The organism is Kitasatospora sp. NPDC052868 (genome assembly GCF_044547105.1).
Classification (GTDB): Bacteria; Actinomycetota; Actinomycetes; order Streptomycetales; family Streptomycetaceae; genus Kitasatospora.
The window spans coordinates 297872-321981 of the sequence record NZ_JBITZW010000008.1 but is presented as its reverse complement, the minus strand read 5'-3'; the positions used below and the strand labels follow the sequence as shown (position 1 = coordinate 321981).

The 24110-nt window shown below is 73.0% G+C and carries 18 protein-coding genes; 14 read left to right on the top strand and 4 right to left on the bottom strand.

Annotated features, from left to right (window positions below):
- The 5 genes from ACIGZJ_RS16705 (at nucleotide 1) to ACIGZJ_RS16685 (ending at nucleotide 5117) form a co-directional block, all read left to right on the top strand.
- Nucleotides 1-1377 carry an aldehyde dehydrogenase family protein gene (locus ACIGZJ_RS16705; protein ID WP_396457929.1) on the top strand — a complete coding sequence of 459 codons (1377 nt, stop codon included), beginning with the start codon at nucleotides 1-3 and terminating at the stop codon, nucleotides 1375-1377.
- Nucleotides 1374-2402, top strand: coding sequence for a proline racemase family protein (locus tag ACIGZJ_RS16700; RefSeq protein ID WP_396457878.1), 1029 nt, complete (start codon nucleotides 1374-1376; stop codon nucleotides 2400-2402). Before ACIGZJ_RS16705 ends, ACIGZJ_RS16700 begins: the two co-directional genes overlap by 4 nt.
- The gene (locus tag ACIGZJ_RS16695) at nucleotides 2399-3367 is read left to right on the top strand and encodes an ornithine cyclodeaminase family protein (protein WP_396457877.1); all 969 of its coding nucleotides are present in this window, start codon (nucleotides 2399-2401) and stop codon (nucleotides 3365-3367) included. Before ACIGZJ_RS16700 ends, ACIGZJ_RS16695 begins: the two co-directional genes overlap by 4 nt.
- A gap of 338 nt (nucleotides 3368-3705) precedes the next feature.
- The gene (locus ACIGZJ_RS16690; RefSeq protein ID WP_396457927.1) at nucleotides 3706-4419 is read left to right on the top strand and encodes a GntR family transcriptional regulator; all 714 of its coding nucleotides are present in this window, start codon (nucleotides 3706-3708) and stop codon (nucleotides 4417-4419) included.
- Nucleotides 4420-4520: 101 nt separating this feature from the next.
- Nucleotides 4521-5117, top strand: coding sequence for a Uma2 family endonuclease (locus ACIGZJ_RS16685; RefSeq protein WP_396457876.1), 597 nt, complete (start codon nucleotides 4521-4523; stop codon nucleotides 5115-5117).
- 1 nt (nucleotide 5118) lies between these two features.
- On the opposite strand, the gene ACIGZJ_RS16680 is transcribed toward ACIGZJ_RS16685, so the two are convergent.
- A complete protein-coding gene (locus ACIGZJ_RS16680; RefSeq protein ID WP_396457875.1) occupies nucleotides 5119-5799 on the bottom strand; it encodes an ABC transporter ATP-binding protein in 681 nt (226 codons plus the stop codon).
- Entirely contained in the window at nucleotides 5796-6872 is a 1077-nt protein-coding gene (locus ACIGZJ_RS16675; protein ID WP_396457874.1) for an ABC transporter permease, read from the bottom strand. Before ACIGZJ_RS16675 ends, ACIGZJ_RS16680 begins: the two co-directional genes overlap by 4 nt.
- Before the next feature lie 162 nt (nucleotides 6873-7034).
- On the opposite strand from ACIGZJ_RS16675, the gene ACIGZJ_RS16670 reads away from it, so the two are divergent.
- Both ACIGZJ_RS16670 and ACIGZJ_RS16665 read left to right on the top strand, forming a co-directional pair.
- Nucleotides 7035-8261 (top strand): sensor histidine kinase, encoded by a 1227-nt coding sequence (locus tag ACIGZJ_RS16670; protein ID WP_396457873.1) that lies wholly within the window; start codon nucleotides 7035-7037, stop codon nucleotides 8259-8261.
- Nucleotides 8258-8905 carry a response regulator gene (locus ACIGZJ_RS16665; protein WP_396457872.1) on the top strand — a complete coding sequence of 216 codons (648 nt, stop codon included), beginning with the start codon at nucleotides 8258-8260 and terminating at the stop codon, nucleotides 8903-8905. The genes ACIGZJ_RS16670 and ACIGZJ_RS16665 overlap by 4 nt, the downstream gene beginning before the upstream one ends.
- An 83-nt stretch (nucleotides 8906-8988) precedes the next feature.
- Here ACIGZJ_RS16665 and ACIGZJ_RS16660 read toward each other — a convergent pair whose 3' ends face one another.
- Nucleotides 8989-10389, bottom strand: coding sequence for an aminopeptidase P family protein (locus tag ACIGZJ_RS16660; RefSeq protein WP_396457926.1), 1401 nt, complete (start codon nucleotides 10387-10389; stop codon nucleotides 8989-8991).
- Nucleotides 10390-10674: 285 nt separating this feature from the next.
- Between ACIGZJ_RS16660 and ACIGZJ_RS16655 the strand changes: the two genes are divergently transcribed.
- From ACIGZJ_RS16655 to ACIGZJ_RS16625, 7 genes are all read left to right on the top strand, one after another.
- Complete coding sequence (locus tag ACIGZJ_RS16655; RefSeq protein WP_392933684.1) at nucleotides 10675-12426, top strand: ABC transporter substrate-binding protein; 1752 nt, start codon at nucleotides 10675-10677, stop codon at nucleotides 12424-12426.
- A 13-nt stretch (nucleotides 12427-12439) separates the two neighbouring features.
- Nucleotides 12440-13399 (top strand): ABC transporter permease, encoded by a 960-nt coding sequence (locus ACIGZJ_RS16650; RefSeq protein WP_396457871.1) that lies wholly within the window; start codon nucleotides 12440-12442, stop codon nucleotides 13397-13399.
- Entirely contained in the window at nucleotides 13396-14382 is a 987-nt protein-coding gene (locus ACIGZJ_RS16645; protein ID WP_392933688.1) for an ABC transporter permease, read from the top strand. Before ACIGZJ_RS16650 ends, ACIGZJ_RS16645 begins: the two co-directional genes overlap by 4 nt.
- Before the next feature lie 2 nt (nucleotides 14383-14384).
- The gene (locus ACIGZJ_RS16640) at nucleotides 14385-15416 is read left to right on the top strand and encodes an ABC transporter ATP-binding protein (protein ID WP_396457870.1); all 1032 of its coding nucleotides are present in this window, start codon (nucleotides 14385-14387) and stop codon (nucleotides 15414-15416) included.
- Nucleotides 15413-16390 (top strand): ABC transporter ATP-binding protein, encoded by a 978-nt coding sequence (locus ACIGZJ_RS16635; protein WP_396457869.1) that lies wholly within the window; start codon nucleotides 15413-15415, stop codon nucleotides 16388-16390. The genes ACIGZJ_RS16640 and ACIGZJ_RS16635 overlap by 4 nt, the downstream gene beginning before the upstream one ends.
- A 188-nt stretch (nucleotides 16391-16578) precedes the next feature.
- A complete protein-coding gene (locus ACIGZJ_RS16630) occupies nucleotides 16579-19011 on the top strand; it encodes a collagenase (RefSeq protein ID WP_396457868.1) in 2433 nt (810 codons plus the stop codon).
- Between the two features lie 236 nt (nucleotides 19012-19247).
- The gene (locus tag ACIGZJ_RS16625) at nucleotides 19248-21611 is read left to right on the top strand and encodes a collagenase (protein ID WP_392933696.1); all 2364 of its coding nucleotides are present in this window, start codon (nucleotides 19248-19250) and stop codon (nucleotides 21609-21611) included.
- A gap of 127 nt (nucleotides 21612-21738) precedes the next feature.
- On the opposite strand, the gene ACIGZJ_RS16620 is transcribed toward ACIGZJ_RS16625, so the two are convergent.
- Nucleotides 21739-24105: an immune inhibitor A domain-containing protein gene (locus ACIGZJ_RS16620; RefSeq protein WP_396457867.1), complete on the bottom strand. Its 2367-nt coding sequence runs from the start codon at nucleotides 24103-24105 to the stop codon at nucleotides 21739-21741.
- Between the last annotated feature and the right edge of the window lie 5 nt (nucleotides 24106-24110).

Below are 24110 nucleotides of genomic sequence, written 5' to 3'. Positions count from 1 at the left end.
CTGCCTGCTGTGACGATCCTTTCGTACAACCCCGCCGATCCCGAGGACCTCGTGGCCGCGGTCGACGCACCCGGTGTCGAAGCGGTGCGGGCCACCGTCGGCCGGGCCCGGACCGCGCAGGCCGGGTGGCTCGCCGCCGGTGCCGGTGCCCGCTCCGCCGCGCTCACCCGGATCGCCGAGCTGGTCGAGGCGAACGCCGAGGAGCTGGCGGCGCTGGTCGTCCGCGAGGTCGGCAAGCCGCTCGCCGAGGCGCGCGGCGAGGTCGCCCGCACCGCCGCGATCTGGCGCTACTACGCGCAGGCGCCGTTCGCGGCGTCCGGCGCCGTGCACGAGACCGCCGCCGGGCCGGGGCTGCTGCTCACCCGCCGCCGCCCGTACGGGGTGGCCGGGCTGGTCACGCCGTGGAACTTCCCGCTGGCGATCCCCACCTGGAAGGCCGCCCCGGCGCTGGCCGTCGGCAACTCCGTGGTGCTCAAGCCGTCCTCGGAGGCGATCGGCTGCGCGCTGCGGCTGGCCGAGCTGGTCGCGGAGGCCGGTCTGCCGGCGGACGTCTTCACCGTGCTGCCGGGCGGCGGCGCGGAGGGCGGCGAGCTGGTCGGCAGCGCCGACGTCGTCTCCTTCACCGGCTCCACCGGAGTGGGCCGACAGGTCGTCCGGACCGCCACCGAGCGCGGCATCCCGGTCCAGGCCGAACTCGGCGGACTGAACGCGGCACTGGTCCTTCCGGACGCCGACATGGCGCAGGCCGCCGCCCACCTGGCCGCCGCGATCGCCGGGTACGCCGGGCAGAAGTGCACCGCCACCAGCCGGGTGATCGCCGTCGGCGCGGCGTACGAGCCGCTGCGGGCCGCCCTGGTGAAGGCCCTGGAGCAGGTCGACGACACGTCGTGCGGGCCGGTCATCAACTCCGCGACCCGGGACGAGATCGTCGCGGCCGTGGCCTCGGCCCGGGACGCCGGGGCCGAGGTGCTGACCGGCGGCGGCGCACCGGAGCGAACCGGCTGGTACCTCGCCCCGACCCTGGTCGCCGACGTGCCGGACGACCACCCGCTGCGACGCGAGGAGTTCTTCGGCCCGATCGCCGTGCTGCACGCGGCGGCCGACCTGGACGAGGCGATCGCGCTCGCCAACGACACCCCGTACACGCTGTCGGCCTCGGTGCACACCCGCGACCTGGACGCGGCGCTGGCCGCCGCCGACCGGCTGGACGCGGGCATGATCCGGGTCAACGCCCCGTCCAGCGGCGTCGACTTCCACCTGCCGTTCGGCGGGGCCAAGGGCGCCAGCCACGGCGACCGCGAACAGGGCGCCGCCGCACTGGACTTCTACACCGCCAGCCGGACGGTGACGCTGCTTCCGGCCGGGGGCGCGTCGTGATCGTCGAGACGGTCGACTACCACGCGGCCGGCGAGCCGTTCCGGATCGTCCTGACCGGCGCGCCGGTGATCCCCGGTGACAGCGTCGCCGAGCGGCGGGCCATCGCGCTCGGCGCGGGCGGCGAGGCGACGGCCCCGCGGCCGAGCGCGCTGGACGACGTCCGGCGGCTGCTGACCCGCGAACCGCGCGGCCACGCCGGGATGTACGGCGGCTTCCTGGTGCCGCCGGACGACGACGAGGCCCACCTCGGCGTGCTGTTCTGGCACAAGGACGGCTACTCCACCGCCTGCGGGCACGGCACCATCGCGCTCGGCGCCTGGGCGGTGGACTCCGGTCTGGTCGCGGCCCCGGACGACGGTGTCGCCCGGGTGCGGATCGACGTCCCCTCCGGGCGGGTCACCGCCACGGTGCACCGCGCGGGCGGGCGGACCACCGGGGTGACCTTCCGCAACGTGCCGACCGTGGTCAGTGCGCTGAAGCTTCCGGTGGAGACCTCCCGAGGGGTCGTGGAGGTCGCCGTCGCGCACTCCGGCGCCTGCTACGCCTCGGTTCCGGCGGCGGCGCTGGGCCTGTCGGTGACCACCGCGCAGCTGCCCGAACTGACGGCGGCCGGGCGGGAGATCCGTGCGGCCCTGGCGGGCTCGCCCGCCGTGCGCAACACCGAGGATCCGCGGCTGTCCGGCGTGTACGGGGTCATCCTGTACGACGAGCTGCCCGACACGCCGTCCGGCCCGCACCAGCGCAACGTCACCGTCTTCGCCGACGGCCAGATCGACCGCTCCCCGTGCGGCTCCGGCACCTCGGCCCGCCTCGCGGTGCTCACCGCCGAGGGGCGGCTGGCACCCGGCGAGGAGCTGCGGCACGAATCGGTGATCGGGACGGAGTTCACCGGCCGGGTGCCCTCGGGCGGCGACCCGCTGGCCGGCGGCGTGGTCACCGAGGTCACCGGCACGGCGTACCGCACCGGCGAGCACCGCTTCCTGCTGGACGCGCGGGACGAGCTGGGGGCGGGGTTCCTGCTGTGACCGACCCCCGCGCGGCCGCGGACCCCGCGGCCGCCCCCCTTCTGTCCGGCGCGGCCGCTGAGCCGCTCCCGCGCGTCGCGCCGGGCGCCGTCGACCTGACCCCCGCGCAGGCGGCGGACGCCATCGAGCAGGTGCTGCTGGACGGCCTGGACCCGGAGGCCGGGCCGGCCCGCTCGGCCGTGCCGGTGCCCGCCGGCGAGCTGCTGCTGATGCCGGCCGCCTCGGACCGGTACGCGGGCGTCAAGATCGCCGGGGTGGTGCCCGCCAACCCGGCCGTCGGACTGCCCCGGATCACCGGCAGCTACCTGCTGCTGGACGGCCCGACGCTGCAGCCCCTCGCGCTGCTCGACGGCGCGGCGCTGACCGCGCTGCGCACGCCCGCCGTCACCGCCGTCGCGCTGCGCCGGCTGGCCGCGCCGGATGCGGCGCACCTCGTCCTGTTCGGCGCGGGACCGCAGGCGTACGGGCACCTGGACGCGCTGCTCGGGGTGCGCCCGCTGACCCGGGTGACGGTGGTCGCCCGGCGCGCGGAGCCCGCCGAGGCGCTGGCCGCGTACGCCCGCCGGCGCGGGCTGGAGGCCGTCGTCGGCACGGCGTCCGCGGTGGCCCACGCCGACCTGGTGGTCTGCTGCACCACGGCCCGCACCCCGCTGTTCGACGGCGCCCTGGTGCCCGACCACGCGGTGGTCGCGGCGGTGGGCTCCCACGAGCCGCAGGCGCGCGAGGTGGACACCGTGCTGGTCCGCCGCGCCGCGCTCTACGTGGAGGCACGCGCCGCCGCCCTGCGCGAGGCGGGCGACCTGCTGGCGGCAGGCGTCACCGGCGCGGACACGCTGTGGAACCTGGCCGAGCTGGTGCGCGGCGAAGTCCCGGTGCCGGCCGACCGCCCGCGCTTCTTCAAGAGCGTCGGGATGGCCTGGCAGGACCTCGCCGTCGCGGCGGAGGTCCACCGCCAGGGCGGCTGACCGGGCGGGAGCAGGGCGACGGACAGGCTGCGGCCGGTGCGGCGGGGAGGGATCCCCCGCCGCACCGGCCGCTTCTGCGTGCCCGTGCCCGTCGCCGGCGGCATCCCGGTGCGGGAGTGCCCGCCCTACGCCGCCTCGACGTTCGGCAAGCCGTGAGGAGTTTCGGCAAGCCGTGAGGAGTGGGGAGCCGCCGGCCGTTGTCACGGCCGGCGGCCGCTGCCACCATGGGGTGACACGTTCTTTCGGGATGCTCAGGGATCACCCGAATCCCAGACTGTTGCACACTCAACGTAACGTGACATTGTACGCTGGTGTTCAGCAACCACCGGAGGAACACCATGGCCGACCTCAAACCCCGCACCCTGATCTCCGTCCAGGAGCGGCTGCGCGACCAGGTCGCCCACGCGCTGCGCGCCGCCCTCATCTCCGGCGAGCTGCGCCCCGGTGTCGTCTACTCCGCACCCGCCCTCGCCGCCGACTTCGGGGTCTCCGCCACCCCCGTCCGCGAGGCCATGCTCGACCTCGCCCGCGAGGGCCTGGTCGAGGCCGTCCGCAACAAGGGCTTCCGGGTCACCGAGCTGACCGAGCGCGACCTCGACGACTTCACCGAGATCCGCGCCCTGATCGAGGTCCCCACCATCGGCCGGGTCACCCGCTCCGCCGCCGCCGAGCAGCTGGAGGCCCTGCGCCCGCAGGCCGATGCGATCGTCGCGGCGGCCCGCAAGCACGACCTGATCGGCTATCTGGAGGCCGACCGCCAGTTCCACCTCGATCTGCTGGGCCTGGCCGGGAACGCCCGCCTGGTCGAGGTCGTCGGCGACCTGCGCAAGCGCTCCCGGCTCTACGGCCTCAACCGGCTCGACCAGCGAGGCGAGCTGGTCTCCTCCGCCGAGGAGCACCTGGAGCTGCTCGACCTGATGATCTCCGGCGACGCCGACGCCGCCGAGGAGTGCATGTCCCGCCATCTCGGCCACGTCCGCTCGCTCTGGGCGGCCGGCCGGGAGGAGTCGCCGGAGGCGGCCCCGCCGGGTCTGCGGCTGCGGTCGCGGTAACGGCCTGCGGCACTCGTTCGGGTGAACACCGGTGATCAGGCGGTGATCGGCGCCCGGGCTCTACGATGATGCTCTCGACATCGGCAGCCAGGAGGAATTCCATGTCCGCCGCAGCAGTGGAAGAACCCATGGAGCAGCCGACGCTACTCGAAGCCGCCGAACTGATCTCCAAGCAGTTCCCCGGCTACCGGGTCGAGATCATCGGGAGCCAGATCGCCGTGACGCCCGCGCCCAACCTCCCTCACAGCCGGTCTCTCACCAGGCTCATGAAGCTGTTCTTCGCGGCAGGGCTGGACGACGGCGAGACGGAGGTCTTCCAAGGCGTCGGCATCTGGCTGCCGGACGGGCCGTCCGACTTCGCCGTCCCCGACCTGGCGGTTCTCGACGCGGGCAGCGACGACCGACTGATCGAGTACAACAGCTACGACCCTGCGGTCTTCCGCCTCGTCCTGGAGGTCACCTCCTCCAACCTCAGCGACGACCTGAAGCGGAAGCCGACGGTCTACGCCTCCGCCGGGGTGCCGGTCTACGTCATCGTGGACCGCGCCAACCAGCGCGTCATGGTGCTCACCGAGCCGCAGGACGGCGAGTACCGGGTGCACGCCGTCCACCACCCCGGCCAGTCGTTCACGCTGCCCGAGTCGATCGGGGCGTCCGTGACGCTCTCGGTGGACGACGTGCTCACCACGAAGAAGTAGCTCAGGCCGCCGCCGGGACGGTCAGCCGGCCGTCGTGGACCTCCGCTACCTGGTCGACGGCCCGCAGATGGGTGCGGTCGTGGGTGACCAGTACGGTCGCGGTGGCGCGGCGGTGGGTGAGCTCGGTGATCAGGTCGATCACGGCGGACCCGCGTTCGTGGTCGAGGGCGCTGGTCGGCTCGTCGACGAGCAGGACGGTCGGATCGTTCATCAGGGCGCGGGCGATGTTGACGCGCTGGCGCTGACCGCCGGAGAGCTGGTGCGGCCGGCGGGCGGCCTGGTCGCGCAGGCCCACCGCGGCGAGGAGTTCGAGGGCCCGGGGGAGGGCGGCGCGCGGGGAGCGGCCGTCCAGGTGGGCCATCACCTGGAGCTGTTCGGCCGCGGTCAGCGAGGGCAGCAGGTTGGCCTGCTGGAAGACGACGCCGATCCGGTGCCGGCGCAGCGCGGTGAGCCCGGCGCGGCCCAGCCCGGTGGTGTCGACGCCGTCGACCACCACCCGGCCGCGGTCCGGGGCGATCAGCGTCGCGGCGACGGCCAGCAGGCTGGACTTGCCGGAGCCGGACGGGCCGACCACCGCCGTGAGCGAGCCCTTGGGGACGGTGAGCGAGACCTCGTCCAGGGCGGTGAGCCGGCCGTCGCCGTCCGGGTAGGTGAGGGTGATGCGGTCGAGGTGCAGGCTCATCGGGCGTTCCCCAGGGCGGTCAGCGGGTCGACGGAGGTGATCCGCCGGATGGACAGGGCCGCGCCGACCGCGCCGAGCACGATCATCACGGCGGCCGGGAACAGCAGGGTCGGGGCGTCCAGGACGAACGGCACGGCCGAGCCGATCACCGCCCCGGCGGCGAGTGCGACCGCGGTACCCGCGGCCGTGCCGAGCACCAGCAGCAGGACGGCCTGGCCGAGCGCGTCCTTCAGCAGGTAGCCGGTGGAGGCGCCGAGCGCCTTGAGCACGGCGACGTCGCCGCTGCGCTGGATCGTCCAGACGGTGAAGAAGGCGCCGATGACCAGGGCCGAGATGGCGAACAGGAACCCGCGCATCAGCTGCAGCGAGCCGTTCTCCGAGGTGTAGGAGCCGATCGCGGCGAGTGCGCCGTCGCGGTCGCGGGTCTCGGTGCCGTACCGGGAGTCGGCGGCGGCGAGGTCCGCGCCGGCGGCGGTGGTGAGGGCGATCACCGTGGCGTGCCCGGCGCCGCCCGGGGCGAGCTGCTGCCAGTCGCCGAGGCCGGTCCAGACGACCGGGGTGTGGCTGTACGAGGCGTCGCCGGCCACCGCCGCGACCTGCAGCGGGCGGCCCGCCAGGGTCAGCTCGGCGCCCGGCCGCAGGCCGCCCAGCTGGTCGGCGGCGGCCTTCGACAGGACGACCCGGCCGGAGCCGGGCTGCGCGCCCGGAGGGGCGAGGGCGGAGCCCTCGGGCACCCCGAAGGCGGCGAGCGCGGCGGTGCGCTGCCCGGCCGCCGCCTTGGTGGTGGCGATGCCGAGCGGCTGCGCCGCGGTGACGCCCGGCTCCCGTGCCCAGCCCTGCCACTGCTCGGGCGTGACCTGGGAGTCGGTGAAGGAGAGCTTCTGGCCGTCGGCCGGCCGGGAGAAGGCCAGGTGGTCGGCGGGCAGCCCGGTGATCGCCGAGATGTTCTGCCGCCCGAGGCCGGCGGTCAGGCCGGACAACAGGCCGACCAGCACGGTGATCAGTACGATGACGCTCCCCATCAGGGCGAACCGCCCCTTGGCGAACCCCAGATCCCTCCAGGCGACGAACACGACGAGCCCTTTCTCCGGTCCCAGTACGACGCTCCCCACAGTGGCCGGGGCGGGGCGGCGCGGGCATCGCACCGGGGATTGGATCCTCGGCGTCCAAGGGCGGAAGCGGAGTTCAACCTTTTGATTGATGCCGGACGGCGGGGCTGCTCCTAGGCTGGACGGATGGCGACCGAACAACCCCGCACCACCCCCGTCGCCCGCGTACTCCAGGTCTGCCTGCACCTGCTGGTGGCGGGCCTGCTCGGGCTCGCCGTGGCCCGCGCCGCGGCCGGCCGCGGCGGCGATCCGGCAGCGGTCGCCTCCGCCGCGCTCGCGATGGCCGCGGTCTACGCGGCAGGCCCGTTCCTGGCGGCCGTCCGCCGGTCGCGGCGGGCCGCCGCACTCTGGCTCGGACTGCTGGGGGCCGCCTGGGCAGCGCTGCTGGTCACCACCCCGGACGGGGTCTGGCTGGCCTTCCCGCTGTACTTCCTGGAGCTGCACCTGCTCGGCCGCCGGACCGGGCCCGCAGCCGTCGCCGCCACCGCCGTGGCGGCGATCACCGCCTACTCCTGGCACCAGCACGCCCTCACCGCCGCGGCGGCCATCGGCCCGGCGCTCGGGGCCGCCGTCGCCACCGCCACCGTACGCGGCTACCAGGCGCTCTACCGGGAGAGCGAGGAGCGGCGCCGGCTCATCGACGAGCTGACCGCCGCCCGCGCCGACGCGGCCGCCGCCCACCACGCGGCGGGGGTGCTGGCCGAGCGGGAGCGGCTGGCCCGGGAGATCCACGACACCCTCGCGCAGAGCCTCTCCAGCATCCAGCTGCTGCTGCGCGCCGCCCAGCGGGCCCTGCCGGAGCGCACCGAGGCCGCCGGCGGCTACGTCGAGCAGGCCCGGCAGGCGGCCCAGGACAACCTGGAGGAGGCGCGCCGCTTCGTGCGCGCGCTCACCCCGCCCGGCCTGGACGACGCCTCGCTGCCGGTCGCGCTGGGCCGGCTGTGCGCCACCACGACCGCGCACAGCGGCCTTCCGGTCCATCTGCACGTCTCCGGGGATCCGGTGGGGCTGCCGGTGCCGCAGGAGGTGGCGCTGCTGCGGATCGCGCAGTCGGCGCTCGGCAACACCGTGCGGCACGCGCACGCCTCGCGCGCCGAGGTGACGCTCAGCTACATGGAGGGGGAGGTGGCACTCGACGTGTTCGACGACGGGGCCGGGTTCGACCCGGCGGGGGCCGGCGCGGGAGCGGGGCCGGGGGCGGCCGGCGGGCCGGCGGCCGACGGGGGCTTCGGCCTGCCGTCGATGCGGGCGCGGGCCAGGGCGCTCGGCGGCACCTTCACCGTGGAGTCCGCCCCGGGGGAGGGCACGGCGCTCGCCGTGCTGCTGCCGGTCGCCGCCGGGGAGCGGCCGTGACCGGCGGGGTGATCCGCCTGCTGCTCGCCGACGACCACCCGGTGGTCCGGGCCGGGCTGCGGGCGGTGCTGGAGGCCGAGCCGGACCTCGCCATCGTCGCCGAGGCGGCCACGGCGGAGCGCGCCGTCGAGCTGGCCGGCGAGCTGGCGGTGGACGTGGTGCTGATGGACCTGCAGTTCGGGCCGGGCTCCGCGATGAACGGCGCGCAGGCCACCGCGGCGATCACCGCCCGGCCCGGGGCGCCCCGGGTGCTCATCGTCACCACCTACGACACGGACGCCGACACCGTGCCGGCGCTGGAGGCGGGCGCCACCGGGTACCTGCTGAAGGACGCGCCGCCGGAGGAGCTGGCCCGGGCCGTCCGGTCGGCGGCGGCGGGGCGGACGGCCCTGGCGGCCACCGTGGCGGACCGGCTGCTGGAGCGGATGCGGACGCCCGCGGCGGCGCTGAGCGCGCGGGAGACGGAGGTGCTCGGGCTGGTGGCGGACGGGCTGACGAACCGGCAGATCAGTCAGCACCTGCACCTCAGCCAGGCCACCGTGAAATCCCATCTGGTGCACATCTACGTGAAGTTGGGGGTGGACTCGCGGACCGCGGCGGTGCGCGAGGCGCGCGGGCGGGGGCTGATCCGCCGCGGGGCCTGAGCGGTCCGGACCGCTCCCGTCACGGGCGCGCCGCTGACCGCGCGGCGCGCCCGCGCCCGTGCACCCCTTCGGCGGGCCGGCGGTCAGGACAGCAGGTTCGCCATCCAGGACTCGACGCCGTCGGCCGTGCGGGGGAGCGCGCCGGACATCAGGTGGGCGCCGTCGGCGGTGATCACCAGGTCGTCCTCGATGCGGATGCCGAGGCCGCGCAGCTCGGGGGGAAGGGTCTCGTCGTCGGGCTGGAGGTAGAGGCCCGGCTCGACGGTGAGGACCTGGCCCTCCTCCAGGACGCCGTCCAGGTAGGTCTCGGCGCGGGCCTTGGCGCAGTCGTGCACGTCGAGGCCGAGCATGTGGCCGGTGCTGCAGAGGGTGTAGCGGCGGAAGATGCCGCTGTCCTCCTGGAGGGCCTGCTCGGCGGGGACGCGCAGGACGCCCCAGTCGGCGAGGCCCTCGGCGATGACCCGCATGGCGGCGCGGTGGAAGTCGCGGAAGCTGGCGCCGGGCCGGAGCGCGGCGATGCCGGCGTCCTGGGCGGCGAGGACCAGCTCGTACGCCTGGCGCTGGACGGGGGAGAAGGTGCCGCTGAGCGGGAGGGTGCGGGTGATGTCGGCGGTGTAGAGGGTGTCGGTCTCCACGCCGGCGTCGAGCAGCAGCAGCGCGTTCGGGTCGAGCGCGCCGTCGTTGCGGATCCAGTGCAGGACGCAGGCGTGGGCGCCGGACGCGGCGATGGTGTCGTAGCCGGTGCCGTTGCCCTCGGCGCGGGCGCGCAGGTTGAAGACGCCCTCGATCCAGCGCTCGCCGCGGGTGTGCTGCAGGGCGGTGGGCAGCGCGCGGACGACGTCCTGGAAGCCCAGCACGGTGTGGTCGACGGAGAGCTGGAGCTGCTCGACCTCCCAGGAGTCCTTGACCAGGCGCAGCTCGGACAGGACGGAGGCGAGCCGGCCGTCGCCCGCGGCCAGGGCGGGCGAGCCGGGCCGCTCGGTGACGGCGTCCAGCGCGGGGTCGACGCCGGCCAGCACCCGGGTGGCGGGCTGCGGGCCGGTGAGCAGCTTCTCCAGGTCGTCGAGGTGCTCGGTGCGCACGCCGGTGAGCCGGGAGGCCTCGGCGAGGTCGGGGCGGCGCCCGACCCAGAACTCGCCGTAGCGGCGGTCGCGGTAGAACTCCGAGCCCCGGTTGGGGCCGCCGCGCGGGGAGCGCGGGCGCAGGTAGAGCACCGGCTCGTGGCCCTCCGGGCCGGAGGGCTCCAGGACGAGGATGTGTCCGACCTGGTCCTCGCCGGTGAGGCCGGTCAACCAGGCGTACGCGCTGTGCGGGCGGAAGCGGTAGTCCTCGTCGTTGCTGCGGACCTTGAGCTCCCCGGCCGGGACGATCAGCCGCTCGCCCGGGAAGGCGGCGGACAGCCGGGCCCGGCGGCGCGGCATGACGGCGTACCCGGGAACGCGCTGCTCGGCGGGGAGCGGGGTGGGCGCCCAGGCGGTGCCCATGAAGGCGTCCAGGGCGGGGGAGACGGGGAGGTCGTGGCTGCCGGTGTTGAGACCGGTCTGACGGAGGGTCACCGGAGGTACTCCTAAAGGGGCTGGGGGTGCTGCACGGACACAGGTCGGTAACGGGAGCCGCCACCTCTTGTGCAGTGCAATTTCACATTACTATGTTACGGGTCACACCGTGGAGCGGCTAGACCCCTGAAGTCGCCCTCCCGGTCTGGCCCCGGACCTGCCCCGGGGCGAGTCACGGGCCTTCACCTCCGGCCCCCCATTGCGGAGTTGCACATGACCAGGCGCACCCACGCCGCCCTCGCGGCGGCCATCGCAGCCACACTGACCCTCGGCCTCGGGGCCTGCAGCAACGACAAGAGCGACACCGGCGGGGACGCCGCGCCGAGCGCCACCAAGGGCCCGGGCGCCGAGACCGGGACGATCATCGGCGGCACGCCGGTCAAGGGCGGCACCCTCACCGTGCTGACCAACCAGGACTTCGCGCACCTCGACCCGGCCCGCAACTGGACGCTGCCGCACATGGACTTCGGCACCCGCCTGATCTACCGCACCCTGGTCACCTTCAAGGCCGAGCCGGGCGCCGCCGGAAGCGAGATCGTACCGGACCTCGCCACGGACACCGGCCGCCCGTCGGACGGCGGGAAGACCTGGACCTTCACCCTGAAGGACGGGCTCAAGTACGAGGACGGCAGCCCGATCAAGTCCGCCGACATCAAGTACAACGTCGAGCGCTCGTTCTCCCCCGACCTCACCGGCGGCCCCGACTACGCCGCCCAGTACCTGGCCGGCGGCGAGAACTACAAGGGCCCGCTGACCGGCGAGCACCTGTCGAGCATCGAGACGCCGGACGACAAGACCATCGTCTTCCGCCTCAAGCGCCCGGTCGCCGAGTTCGCCTACACCGCGACCCTGCCGACGTTCTCCCCGGTGCCGCAGGCCCAGGAGAAGGGCACCCAGTACGACATCCGGCCGTTCTCCTCCGGCCCGTACAAGATCGAGACCTACGACCGCGGCAAGCAGCTGGTGCTGGTCCGCAACACCAACTGGGACCCCGCCGGCGACCCGGTCCGCAAGGCCTACCCGGACAAGATCGTGGTGACCCAGGGCCTCAAGGGCGGCCAGGTCGACGACCGCATCATCGCCAGCGACGGCGCCGACGCCTCCGCCATCGAGATGCCGTGGATGCGCCCCGAGTCCGTGCCGAAGGTGCTGCCCAAGGCGGACGTCAAGGCCCGCATGGTGGCCGAGCGCACCGGCTGTACCGACAGCCTCTACCTGAACACCTCCAAGGCGCCCTTCGACGACCCGAAGGTCCGCGAGGCGATGATGTACGCCGTCGACAAGGAGGCCCAGGTCACCGCGTTCGGCGGCCCCGCGATGGCCGACGTCGCCACCTCCTTCCTGCCGCCGTCGCTGAACGGCGGCACCAAGGCCGACCCGCTGAAGATCCCCGCCGCCGGCGACCCGGAGAAGGCCAAGGCCATGCTGAAGGCGGCCGGCAAGTCCGACCTCAAGCTCTCGCTCACCGTCTCGCTCGGTGACAAGACCCGCGGCGAGGCCATCCAGCAGTCGCTGAGCAAGGCCGGCATCCAGGTCACCGTCAACACCGTCGACCCGTCGGCCTTCACCGACACCCTCGGCGACACCAAGAACGCCCCTGAGCTGACCATCAACGGCTGGTGCCCGGACTACCCGTCCGCCGCGACCTTCTTCCCGTTCCTGTTCGACGGCCGGACCATCAAGGAGAAGGGCAACCAGGGCAACTACAGCCAGTTCCGCGACCAGGCCACGATGGACCGGATGGACCAGATCGCGGCCATGACAGACGTCAACGAGGCCAACAAGGCCTGGGCGCAGCTGGACGAGGACCTGATGAAGAAGGCCCCGGCCGTCCCGCTGATGTGGCAGCGCCGCCCGTTGCTGGCCGGCACCAACGTGGCCGGCGCGTTCGGCAACTCCGGCTACGCCGGCATGATCGACATGGCCGTGATCGGCCTCAAGGACCCCTCGAAGAGCCAGGGCTGAGGGATCTTTCGCCATGAGTAGTACTTCCACTGAGCCCGCCGCCGCGCCCGTCGCGGCGGCGGGCCCCGAGAAGGCCGGGCGCGGGCCCTGGCGGCTGGTCTGGGACCAGCTCTGGGCCCGCGGTTCGGCCCGGTTCGGCCTGATCACCGTCGGCGTCCTGGTGCTGATGGCGGCCCTGGCCGGTCCGCTGAGCGCGCTCGGCGGCTGGTCCCCCGAGGAGTTCGACAAGCGGGCCATCGACCCGTACCTGGGCGGCGTGCCCATCGGAGACTTCGGCGGCATCGGCGCCCGGCACTGGTTCGGCGTCGAGCCGGTCACCGGCCGCGACCTGTTCGCCCGGGTCCTGCACGGCGGCCAGGTGTCGCTGATCATCGCCTTCACCGCCACCGCCGTGGTCGTGGTCTCCGGCACCCTGGCCGGTATCGCGTCCGGCTACTTCGGCGGCCGCGTCGACACCGTGCTGTCCCGGCTGATGGACCTCACGATGTCGTTCCCGTCGCTGATCTTCATGATCGCGATGATGTCGGTGGCCAAGGACGTCAACCGGATCCTGCTGATGACCCTGGTGATCGGCGTGTTCGGCTGGCCCGGCATCGCCCGCGTGGTCCGTGGCCAGACCCTCTCGCTCAAGCACCGCGAGTACGTCGAGGCCGCCAAGGTCGGCGGCGCGCGCTCCTGGCGCATCCTCACCCGGGAGATCCTGCCGAACGTCTCCGGCCCGATCATCGCGTACACCACGCTGCTGATCCCCGGCATGATCGCCACCGAGGCGGCCCTGTCCTACCTCGGCGTAGGCGTCCGCCCGCCCACGGCCTCCTGGGGCCAGATGATCGCCGAGTCCATCGTGCACTACGAGATCGACCCGACGTACTTCCTGATCCCGACGGCCTTCCTCTTCATCGCCGTGCTCGCCTTCACCCTGCTCGGCGACGCGCTGCGGGACATCCTCGACCCCCGGGGAGGCCGGTCGTGATCCTCTTCCTCGGCCGCAGACTGCTCGGCGTGGCCGGCATCCTGCTGGCCATCTGCGCCATCACCTTCACCATCTTCTACCTGCTGCCGAACGACCCGGCCGCGGCCGCCTGCGGCAAGACCTGCAGCCCCGAGCGGCTCGCCGAGGTCAAGGCCGCGATGGGCCTCGACGCGCCGATCTGGGAGCAGTTCGGCTCCTACCTCTCCGGCATCGTGGCCGGCCGCGACTACGGCAGCGGCCTGAGCGCCGTCCACTGCGGCTTCCCCTGCCTCGGCTACTCCTACGAGTACTCGCTGCCGGTCTGGGACCTGCTCGTCGACCGCCTGCCGGTCTCCGTGTCGCTCGCCCTCGGCGCGTCCGTGCTCTGGCTGCTGCTCGGCCTCGGCGCCGGCGTCACCTCGGCGCTGCGCAAGGGCAGCCTCACCGACCGAACGCTGATGGTGCTTTCGGTCGGCACCGCCTCGCTGCCGGTCTACTTCACCTCGATCATGCTGATCTGGGGCGTCGTCCGGACCGCCGGCCTGCTGCCCTACCCCGCGTACCACGACTTCACCGACGGCCCGGTCGCCTGGGCGTCCAACCTGCTGCTGCCCTGGACCGCCCTGGCCCTGCTGTACGCGGCCATGTACGCCCGGCAGAGCCGCAACTCGATGATCGAGGCGATGGCCGAGCCGTACATCCGCACGGCCCGGGCCAAGGGGCTGCCGTCCCGGACCGTCACCGTCAAGCACGGGCTGCGCTCCGGCATGACGCCGATCCTCACCATCTTCGGCATGGACCTCGGCGGCCTGCTGGCCGGCGCCGTGATCACCGAGTCCATCTTCGGCCTGCCCGGCATCGGACGGCTCTTCTACGACGGCCTGCTCCGCTCCGACCAGCCCGTCATCCTCGGCGTCACCCTGCTCGCGGCCTTCTTCATCGTCGCCGCGAACCTGCTGGTCGACGTGCTCTACGCATACGTCGACCCGAGAGTGAGGTACTGACCATGGGCGAGCGAAGCGAGCTCATCGGAGGGCACGGCGCTCTCCTGGAGGTCGACGACCTCAGGGTCGCGTTCAACACCCCGCGCGGCCTCGTCCAGGCCGTCGACGGCATCAGTTTCGCCGTCGAGGCCGGACGGACGCTCGGCCTGGTCGGCGAGTCCGGCAGCGGCAAGTCCGTCACCTCGCTGGCCGTCATGGGCCTGCACCGCGGCGCCAGCGTCACCGGCTCGATCCGGCTGAACGGCCAGGAGCTCAACGGCTTGAGCGAGCGGGAACTCGGCACCGTCCGGGGCCGGCGGATCGCCATGATCTTCCAGGACCCGCTCTCCAGCCTGCACCCCTTCTACACCGTCGGCGAGCAGATCGCCGAGCACTACCGGATCCACTTCAAGGCCTCCCGCAAGGCGGGCCGCCAGCGCGCGATCGAGATGCTCGGCGAGGTCGGCATCCCCGAACCCGCCCGCCGGGTGGACGAGTACCCGCACCAGTTCTCCGGCGGCATGCGCCAGCGCGTGATGATCGCCATGGCCCTCGCCTGCGAGCCGGACCTGCTGATCGCCGACGAGCCCACCACCGCTCTCGACGTCACCGTCCAGGCCCAGATCCTCGACCTGATCGCCAAGATCCAACAGGACCGCGGCCTCGGCGTCGTGATGATCACCCACGACCTCGGCGTGGTCGCCCGGGTCGCCCACGAGGTCATGGTCATGTACGGCGGCCGGGCCGCCGAACAGGCCCCCGTGGAAAGGCTGTTCGGCGCACCCGCGCACCCGTACACCCGCGGGCTGCTCGACTCGTTGCCCCGCCTCGACGACACCGACGACGCCCCGCTGCGGGCCATCCCCGGCAGCCCGCCGTCGCTGATCAACCCCTCCCCGGGCTGCTCCTTCGCCCCGCGCTGCGCCCGCACCACCGCCGCCACCGCACCGGAGCACGCCCGCTGCCTCGCCGAGCGCCCGCAGTTCGGGCCGCTCTCCACCGGCCACCAGGCCGCCTGCCATCTGCCGCTGGTGGCGGAAGGAGCCCTCGGATGACCGAGCCCCTGCTGTCCGTCCGGGACCTGGTCAAGACCTTCCCCGGACGGCGGTCCCGCACCGGCCGGCCCGGCGCGCCCGTCCGGGCCGTGGACGGCGTCAGCTTCGACGTCGGCGCCGGCGAGACCCTCGGCCTGGTCGGCGAGTCCGGCTGCGGCAAGTCCACCACCGGGCGCATGGTCGTCCGGCTGATCGACCCGACCTCCGGCACCGTCGACTTCGACGGCACCGAGATCGGCGGACTGACCCAGGCCCAGCTGCGCCCGCACCGCCGGGACCTGCAGATGGTGTTCCAGGACCCGTACTCCTCGCTCAACCCCCGGCAGACGGTGGCCCGGATCATCTCCGAGCCGCTGCTGGTCCAGGGCACCGGCGCGGCCGACGCGCGCAAGCGGGCGGCGGAGCTGATGGAGCTGGTCGGGCTGATCCCCGAGCACCTGGACCGCTACCCGCACGAGTTCTCCGGCGGCCAGGCGCAGCGGATCGGCATCGCCCGCTCGCTGGCCACCTCGCCGCGGCTGGTGGTCGCCGACGAGCCGGTCTCCGCGCTGGACGTCTCCATCCAGGCCCAGGTGGTCAACCTGATGGAGCGCCTGCAGAAGGAGCTAGGCCTGGCGTACATCTTCATCGCCCACGACCTCTCGGTGGTCAAGCGGGTCTGCGACCGGGTCGCGGTGATGTACCTCGGCCGGATCGTCGAGATCGGCGACAAGGCGGAGGTCTACGGCAACCCGGCCCACCCCTACACCCGGGCGCTGCTCTCCGCCGTGCCGCTGCCCGACCCGGCGGCGGAGCGGGCCCGGGAGCGGATCGTGCTGCTCGGCGACCCGCCGAGTCCGGCGAACCCGCCGAGCGGGTGCAGCTTCCACCCGCGCTGCCCGAAGGTGCAGGAGGTCTGCCGCACCGAGCGGCCGCTGCTGCAGATCGCCGGACCGGGCACCCGGGAGGCGGCCTGCCACTTCCCGGAGGCCTAGGCCGCGGCCTGAAGGTCCTTCGGGCCCGTCTGCCGCTGTACCGCCGGCGCCCCACGCCCGGCGGTGCAGCCCCAGATGTGCCCGACGGGCGCAACACCCGCCAGAGGTCGCACCCCACACCGCGCCCTTTCGCGTTTGCACAGGTACACCGCTCCACCCCCCCACACCTCCACATCCCAGGAGCACTGGTGTCAACTTCCCGTACCGGCCGAAGAGTTCTGCTCGCGGCCGCGATGGCCGCCACCCTCACGCTGCCGCTCGTCCAGAGCGCGCAGGCGTTCGGTGCCGCGCAGCCGGCCGTCGGCACCCAGTCCGTCGGCACCCAGCCTGCCGGCGCGCCGTCCACGGGTACGCCGTCCACCGGCGCGCCGTCCACCGCCGGGACTTTCGACGGCGCCCGGACCGGCTACGACGAGGTGGACCGCCTGGGCGACGCCGTCGCCAGGGCCGGCACCGCCGCCCCCGCGCCCGGCGGCGGTTCGCTCGGCGACGCGCTCGTCCCCGGCCTGCTGCCCGACCACGTCGGCGCGCCCGCCCCGACGGCGGACGGCCCGGCCACCGCCACCGCCGCCGCGCCGGCCACCACGGCCGCCGGGGTGCCCTGCACGCTCGACGGCATGACCGGCCTCGGGCCGGCGCAGCTGGCCGACTTCCTGACCGACCCGGCGGTGAGCGCCGACGGCTGTCTGACCTCCCTCCTGTGGACCTGGGACGCCCGCTTCGCCACCACCATGGACGACGCCCACGTGCAGGCGGTCGCCGACCGGATCACCCGGCTCGCGGCCGCGGACGACGGCACCGGCGCCTCGCACCTGTACGAGCTGTGGACCTTCCTGCACGCCACCGTCTACCACGACTACAGCCGCGCCGAGATCGACGTCACCGACGCGCCCACCCTGGCGGCGATCCAGCGGGCGATCGAGGCGTACACCGGCAGTGCCCACGCCTTCGACGTCACCGACCGCGCCGCGGCGACGATCCGGGAGCTGGCCATCACGGCCGGCAGCTTCGGCCTGCGCCAGCACAACCTCCAGGTGGCGAGCCGGATCCTGGCCGTCCTCGCCCCGGGCACCACCGTCGCCGACAACGTCCTGTGGGGCAAGGCCGCGCTCGCCGCGCTCAACCTGAACTACCTGGGCATCCGCGACCAGGACCCGGCGTTCACGGCGGCCGTGGCCGCGGACGGCGGCTACCGCACGTCCTTCCGGGCCTTCGCCTCCTACGGCCACCTCAAGGGCACCAGGAACGCCTGGGTGGCCCGCGACGCGATGGCGGAGGCCGGTCGCTTCGGCCAGATAGCCCAGCTGCGGGACGGCGTCACCGTCGAGCTCGGCCCGCTGCTCGACGCGGCGAAGACGGCCTTCGGCGAGTTCTCCGACCCGTGGGTGAAGCTCATCGGCTGGGCCGCCTACTTCAACGTCTGCGCGCAGTACGGCGTCTGCACCGACCAGCTCGAGGCGCGGATCTTCCCCAACACCTACCGGTACGACAACGGCGCGATCGAGGTCCGCACGGCTCTCGACAAGGCCACCGTCGACCAGATGTACTACGCCAGCAAGCAGGTGAAGAGCCAGTACTTCAGGGTGCTGGGCACCGATGTGCCGCTGGCCGGGGACGTCAACTCCACGCTGCACATCCACCTCTACGCCTCGCGCGCCGACTACGAGGTGTACCAGCCGGTGCTCACCGGCTACTCCACCGCCAACGGCGGCATGTACATCGAGCGCGGCGCCACCTTCTACACCTACCAGCGCAGGGTGCCGCAGGACTCCCAGCTCACGCTGGAGGAGCTGTTCCGGCACGAGTACGTGCACTACCTCAACGGCCGCTGGGCGACGCCCGGTTACTTCAACGAGCCGCGCTGGTACGCGGGCGACAAGACCACCGCGATGGACGAGGGCACGGCCGAGTTCTTCGACGGCGCCACCCGCGACCAGGGCATCCTGGTGCGGAGGTCGCTGGTCGCCAAGCTCGCCGCCGACGAGGCCAAGGGCCTGCCGCGGATGACCGTCAACGAGCTGATCCACGCCACCTACACGGACACCCCGGCGTTCCACTTCTACAACTACGCCGGCACGTTCTTCGAGTTCCTGTGGCAGCAGCACCCCTCGCTGATCCGCGAGATGTACGGCTACCAGCGGGCCGACGACCCGGCGGGCTTCGACGCCTGGCGCAACCGGGTCGGCGCGGACGCCGCGCTCCAGGCGCAGTACAGCGCCTTCCTGGACGCCCAGATCGCCGCGGTGAACAACCTGTACGTGCCGCAGACGGCCTTCACGCCGAACGGCTCGCTGAAGTACGCCTACGCCTCCGAGGTGCAGTCCGCCTTCGCGCTGGCCACCTCCAACACGCCGAACTGCAAGGACAACGGCGACTGGGACAACAAGCCGATGCGCTTCGTCTGCACCGGCCGGATCACCGCCAACCTGTCCGACGCGGGCAGCCAGGACAAGGTCTTCAAGGACATGTCCGGCACGGTCGACTACTTCATCCTCACCAGGACCAAGGACGTCGCCAACAACTTCAACGACATGAACTGCACCTTCGGCAAGGTCGACGTCTGGCCCTCGGGCACGGCGGGCACCGCCGACTACACCTGCGAGGGCCCGCTGCGGCGGTAGACCCCGCTCCCCAAGACCCCCGTACGGGCCTGCCGTTCAACCGCTTCCGCGGTGGGCCCGTACGGGCCTGATCCGGCCGTTCCTTCCACCCGGCCGGCCCCGCCCGGGCGCACACCTCTCCCCGCCGCGCCCGGGCCCGGTCCCTCGTGCCGCCCGCCTCCACAATCCCCACGGGTCGGTACGGGGTTCCTGCACGACACCAACTGCCCATCACCCCACACTCGCAGGAGTCATTGGTGTCTTCCACGCGACGCATGCGCACCACCATGCTCTCGATCGCACTCGCCGCAACCCTGGCCGCGCCGCTCGTCCAGAGCGCGCAGGCGGCCGGCAACCCCGCCGCCGCTGCCGCCGGCGCCGCCTCCGCCGCCACCCCGGGCGGGGCCTTCGGCCAGGCCGCGTACGGCCCCGACGGCGAGGTGGCCCACCAGGCCGCCGCGCCGGCCGGCGCCTTCTCGGCCGGTCCCGGCGGCTGGCCCGGCGCCGCGGCCCTCCAGCCGACCACCGCCGCGCCGCAGGCCGCGGCGCCGGCCGGCACGGCGCCGGTCGCCGCCGCCGCGGACCAGGCCGCACCCTGCACCGTCGAGCGGTTCAGCGCACTCACCCCGGGTGAGCTGGCCGACTTCCTCGCCGACCGCCGGCACCCGTACCAGGAGTGCCTGCTGCCGCTGCTGACCAGCTGGGACGCGCGGTTCGCCAAGGTGATGACCGGCGCCCACGTCCGGGCGGTGGCCGACCGGATCAGCGATCTGGCGCCGTCCTTCGACAGCGCCGACAACCTGAACCAGAGGGAACTCTGGTACTTCCTGCACGTCGCGGTGCTGTTCGACTTCTACCACCACGACGTGATCGACATCCGCGACGCCGTGACCACGGCGGCCCTCGACCGGGCGATCGCCCGCTACACCGCCAACCCCAGGGTGTTCGAGCCGACCACCGCCGCGGGCAGCGCGATGGGCGAGCTGCTGCAGACCGGCACCATGCCGACCCTCCGGCTCGGCCGCATCCCCCTGGTCAAGCGGGTCCTCGGGATGTTCGCCCCCGGCAGCGCCGCGGTCGGCGACTACGGCTGGAACTGGGCCGTCCAGAGCGCCCTGCAGCTCAACTTCCAGGGCGTCTACAACGAGGGGGACGACCCGCAGGGGCTGTTCCGGGCCGCCGTGGCCGCCGACACCGGCTACCGCGAGGCCTTCCGGGCGTACGCGGGCTACCGGCACCTCAAGGGCACCGGCAGCGAGTGGGCGGCCGGCGACGCGATGCTGGAGTACGGCCGGTTCAGCACCATCGACGCGCTCAAGTCCGGGCTGCGCGACCAGGCGGGCCAGACCTTCACGCAGGTCACCGATGTCTTCGGCCGGCTCAGCAAGCCCTGGGCCAGCCTCGGCGTGTGGCTCAACGAGATGGGGACCTGCGGCCAGTACAACGTCTGCCGGGCCGACGTCCAGAAGGAGATCCTGCCGAACACGTACAGCTACGACAACGGCGGCCTGATCATCCACACCCCGCTCGACCGGGCCACCGCCGACCAGCTGTACTACGCGACCAAGCAGGTCAAGGCCCAGTTCTTCCGGGTGATCGGGACCGACCGGCCGGTGGCCGACGACCCCAACCCCACCCTGGAAATCCAGCTGTACGGCACCAAGTCCAGCTACATCAACCTGCAGAACCTGCTCTTCGGGATCGGTGACGTCAACAACGGCGGCATGTTCGTGGAGGGCCGTTCCACCTTCTACACCTACCAGCGCACCAGCGAGGAGTCGTACTTCAGCCTGGAGGAGCTGTTCCGGCACGAGTACACCCACTACCTCAACGCCCGCTGGGCCATCCCCGGCCCCGCCAACTCCGCCCGCTGGACCGACGACTCCACCTTCGCCATGAACGAGGGAACCGCCGAGTACTTCGCCGGCTCCACCCGTGACGGGGGCGTCAAGGCGCGCAAGATGATGGTCAACCAGATCGCCTCGGTGGAGGGGTACGGCGCCGCCCGTCTGACCATCGCCCAGATCCTCCAGGCCACCTGGGCCTCGCGGGGCTTCACGGTCTACCCGTACGCGGCGACCTTCTTCAACCTGCTGGGCGAGAAGCACCCCGACCAGCTGGCCGAGATGTACCGCCTCATGCGGGCCGACGACCGTGCCGGCTACGACGCCTGGCGCGACCGCCTGGGCCGGGACGCGGCGCTGCAGCGCGAGTACTCGGCCTTCCTGGACGCGGAGATCCCGCTGGCGGAGAAGCTGCTCGTCCCGGTGACCCGCTACGCCCCGAACGGCTCGCTCCAGTACGCCTACGCCTCCGAGGTGCAGGCCGCGCTGGCCGCGGCCACGTCCAACTCGCCGACCTGCAAGGACAACGGCGACTGGAACAACAAGATGCGCTTCACCTGCACGGGCCGCATCACGGCCAACCTCACCAACGCGGCCGATGCGGGCCGGGTCCGGGGGGACATGGCCGGCACCGTCGACTACTTCCTGCTCGGTCGCGGCGGCGCGGCGGCCAACAACCTGGCCGACATGAACTGCTGGTTCGGCAAGGTCGACGTCTGGCCCTCCGGCCAGGCCGGCACCGCCGACTACACCTGTGAGGGCCCGCTGCGGCGGTAGTCCTCCCACCGACCCCCGGTCGGGCGCGGCGGGGAACCTCACGAGGGCCGCGCCCGGCCGGGACCAAGGCAGAAGGCCTCGGCCCCCGCTCCTGAGCGGGGACCGAGGCCTTCTGCTGCTGCCGGGGTCAGGAGGCCGGGCCGACCCTGACGGTGGTGAGCTGGCCGCCGTGGGTCTCGCGGACCACCTCGATCTTGGTGTTGGTGTCGGGCACCTTCACCCCGAGCTGCGGGGTGGCCGGGTCGCTGTACACGCCGGTGCGGTCGTTGAAGGCCGGGACGGCGGGCTCGGACGGGACCTTCACCGCGACGCCCGCCTTGTGCAGGGTGAACGCCGTGGTGGGCTTGAGCGAGAAGGTCGCGTCGAAGGTCTGCGCGCGGCCGTTGACCAGGGTGCCGTCCTTGAAGCGGATCGGCGCCGGGTGGGCGTCGATCGGCAGGATCAGGCCGCCGCCCAGGTGGTCCTTGGTGTTGTTGTCGCCGTACGCGGTGTCCCAGAGCCAGATGAGCACGCCCTCCTGGTACGGGTAGTTGTCGACGATGTTCTGCTTGCCCTCGACGCCCGAGTACCCGAAGTTGTACGGGCCGGTCTTGAGGAAGGCGCCGTAGCCGGTGTAGCGGCGGTTCTCGACGATGTAGGCCCGCGGGTGCTGCTTGACGGCGGCGCGGCCGGTGATGACCGAGAAGCCGGTGGCCGTCCAGTCGCCCGCGCCGTTCTCGGCGCCGTCGGCGAACAGCTCGGTGTCGCCGGCGGTGATCCGGACGGCGTCGACGAGCACGCCCCGGCCGTGCGTGTTGTTGTCGGAGGTGACGTGGAACCGCAGCCGCACCTGCTGGCCGGCGTAGCCGTCCAGCGGGATGTGCACCTTCCGGTACGTGCCCGAAGTGCCGCTGAAGCCAGGCGTGTTGGCGGCGGTGGTGCCGATCGGGGCGCCGTCGACGGTGCCGCCGAGGGCCTTCCAGGTCTTGCCCTCGTCGGTGGAGGCCTCGACGGTCAGGAAGTCGTAGTCCTGCTCGATGTCGTACCAGGCGGCGGCGTCGAGTGCGGCCGGGCCGCTCACCGACCGCAGGTCGACGGTGCGGGCCAGCGCGTTGTCGAGGTTGTCACCGGTGTCGCTCCACCACTGCCGGCCGCCCTGGAACGGGTCGGCGAGGTCGGTCGTGGTGGTGCTGTCCGGCAGGTGGACCAGGACGGCCTGGGCCTGGTCGGTGTTGTAGCTGCTGACCCCGAGCGCGTGGCTGGAGCGGGTCGCGGCCTGCGCCTCGTCGTAGTTGAGCCAGCCGAACTGCAGCTTGCTCCAGGCGTCGAGGTCGCCCGGGTAGGCGCCGGTGGTGTTCTTCTCCTTGCCCAGGTACGAGCCGGAGGACATCAGCGACCAGAAGTTGACGCTGTTGTCGCCGCCGCTGGTGCTGTACAGGTCGGGCAGGCCGAGGTTGTGGCCGAACTCGTGGGCGAACAGGCCGACGCCGCTGTTCTCGCCGCCCTGGACGTAGTCGTAGACGTACAGGCCGGTGTCGCCGACCGGCGCGCCGCCGATCTTGTTGCCGGTCGGACCGGTCTGCCCGGACGCGTCCGGGAAGGCCCAACTGCGGTGCGCCCACAGGGCGTCGGCGCCCTGGGCGCCACCGCCCCAGGTCTCGTCGACGCCGGCGTGCACGACGACGACGTTGTCCAGGTAGCCGTCCGGCTGGTTGAACTCGCCGTCCTTGTCGTGGTCGTAGCGGTCGTAGACGTCGTACTGGGCCAGCTCGGCCTTGACGTCCGCGGCGGAGCGGCCCTTGGCGACCTCGCCGTCGTACCAGGCCTTGACCGCGTCCCGGATGAACTCCTGCCCCTGGGTCCAGGCGCCGGAGCCCTGCGGGCCCTTGTTGCTGCCGTAGCGGGCCTCGTTGTACGGCAGGGTCACCCAGTTGCTGACGGTGCCCTCGATGTCGTACCGGCCGGAGGACTGGGTGCGGTAGTAGTTGCGCATCGACACGGCGCCGGGCCGGTCGTCGAAGAACAGCTGCTGGTAGTAGTCCCGGCTGAAGTCCTTGCTCCAGAGCGTGTGGTTGTCGCTCTTGTCGGGCTTGGGGATGGTGTTGGCACGCGGGCCGGGGGTGCCGGCGTAGCGGGGCTGGCCGTTGTAGAGGGTGGAGTTGTCCACCTCGTCGCCGAACTGGGCGAGGATGACGAAGACCTTGTCCTTGCGCTGCTGCGCGAGCTGGACGTAGTCGTTGCCGACCTTCACCTTGGCGGGCGCCCGCTTGTCGGAGGTCTTGGCGACCGCGCCCTTGTTGAGCTGCTCCAGGGCCTTGGTGCGCAGCGACTGGCGCTCGCGCTCCTGGGGGGCGAGCGGGCCGGGCGGGGCTTCGGCGCCGCCCTCCTGCGCGCTCTGGGCCGCGATGGTGGCGGCGGGGGAGGGGGGTGCGGCCTGGGCGGGGGTGCCGAGGAGGGTGGCCGCTATCGCGCTCGTGGTGAGCGCTGCCGCGAGTACCGCGGACAGTCTGCGCAACTGAC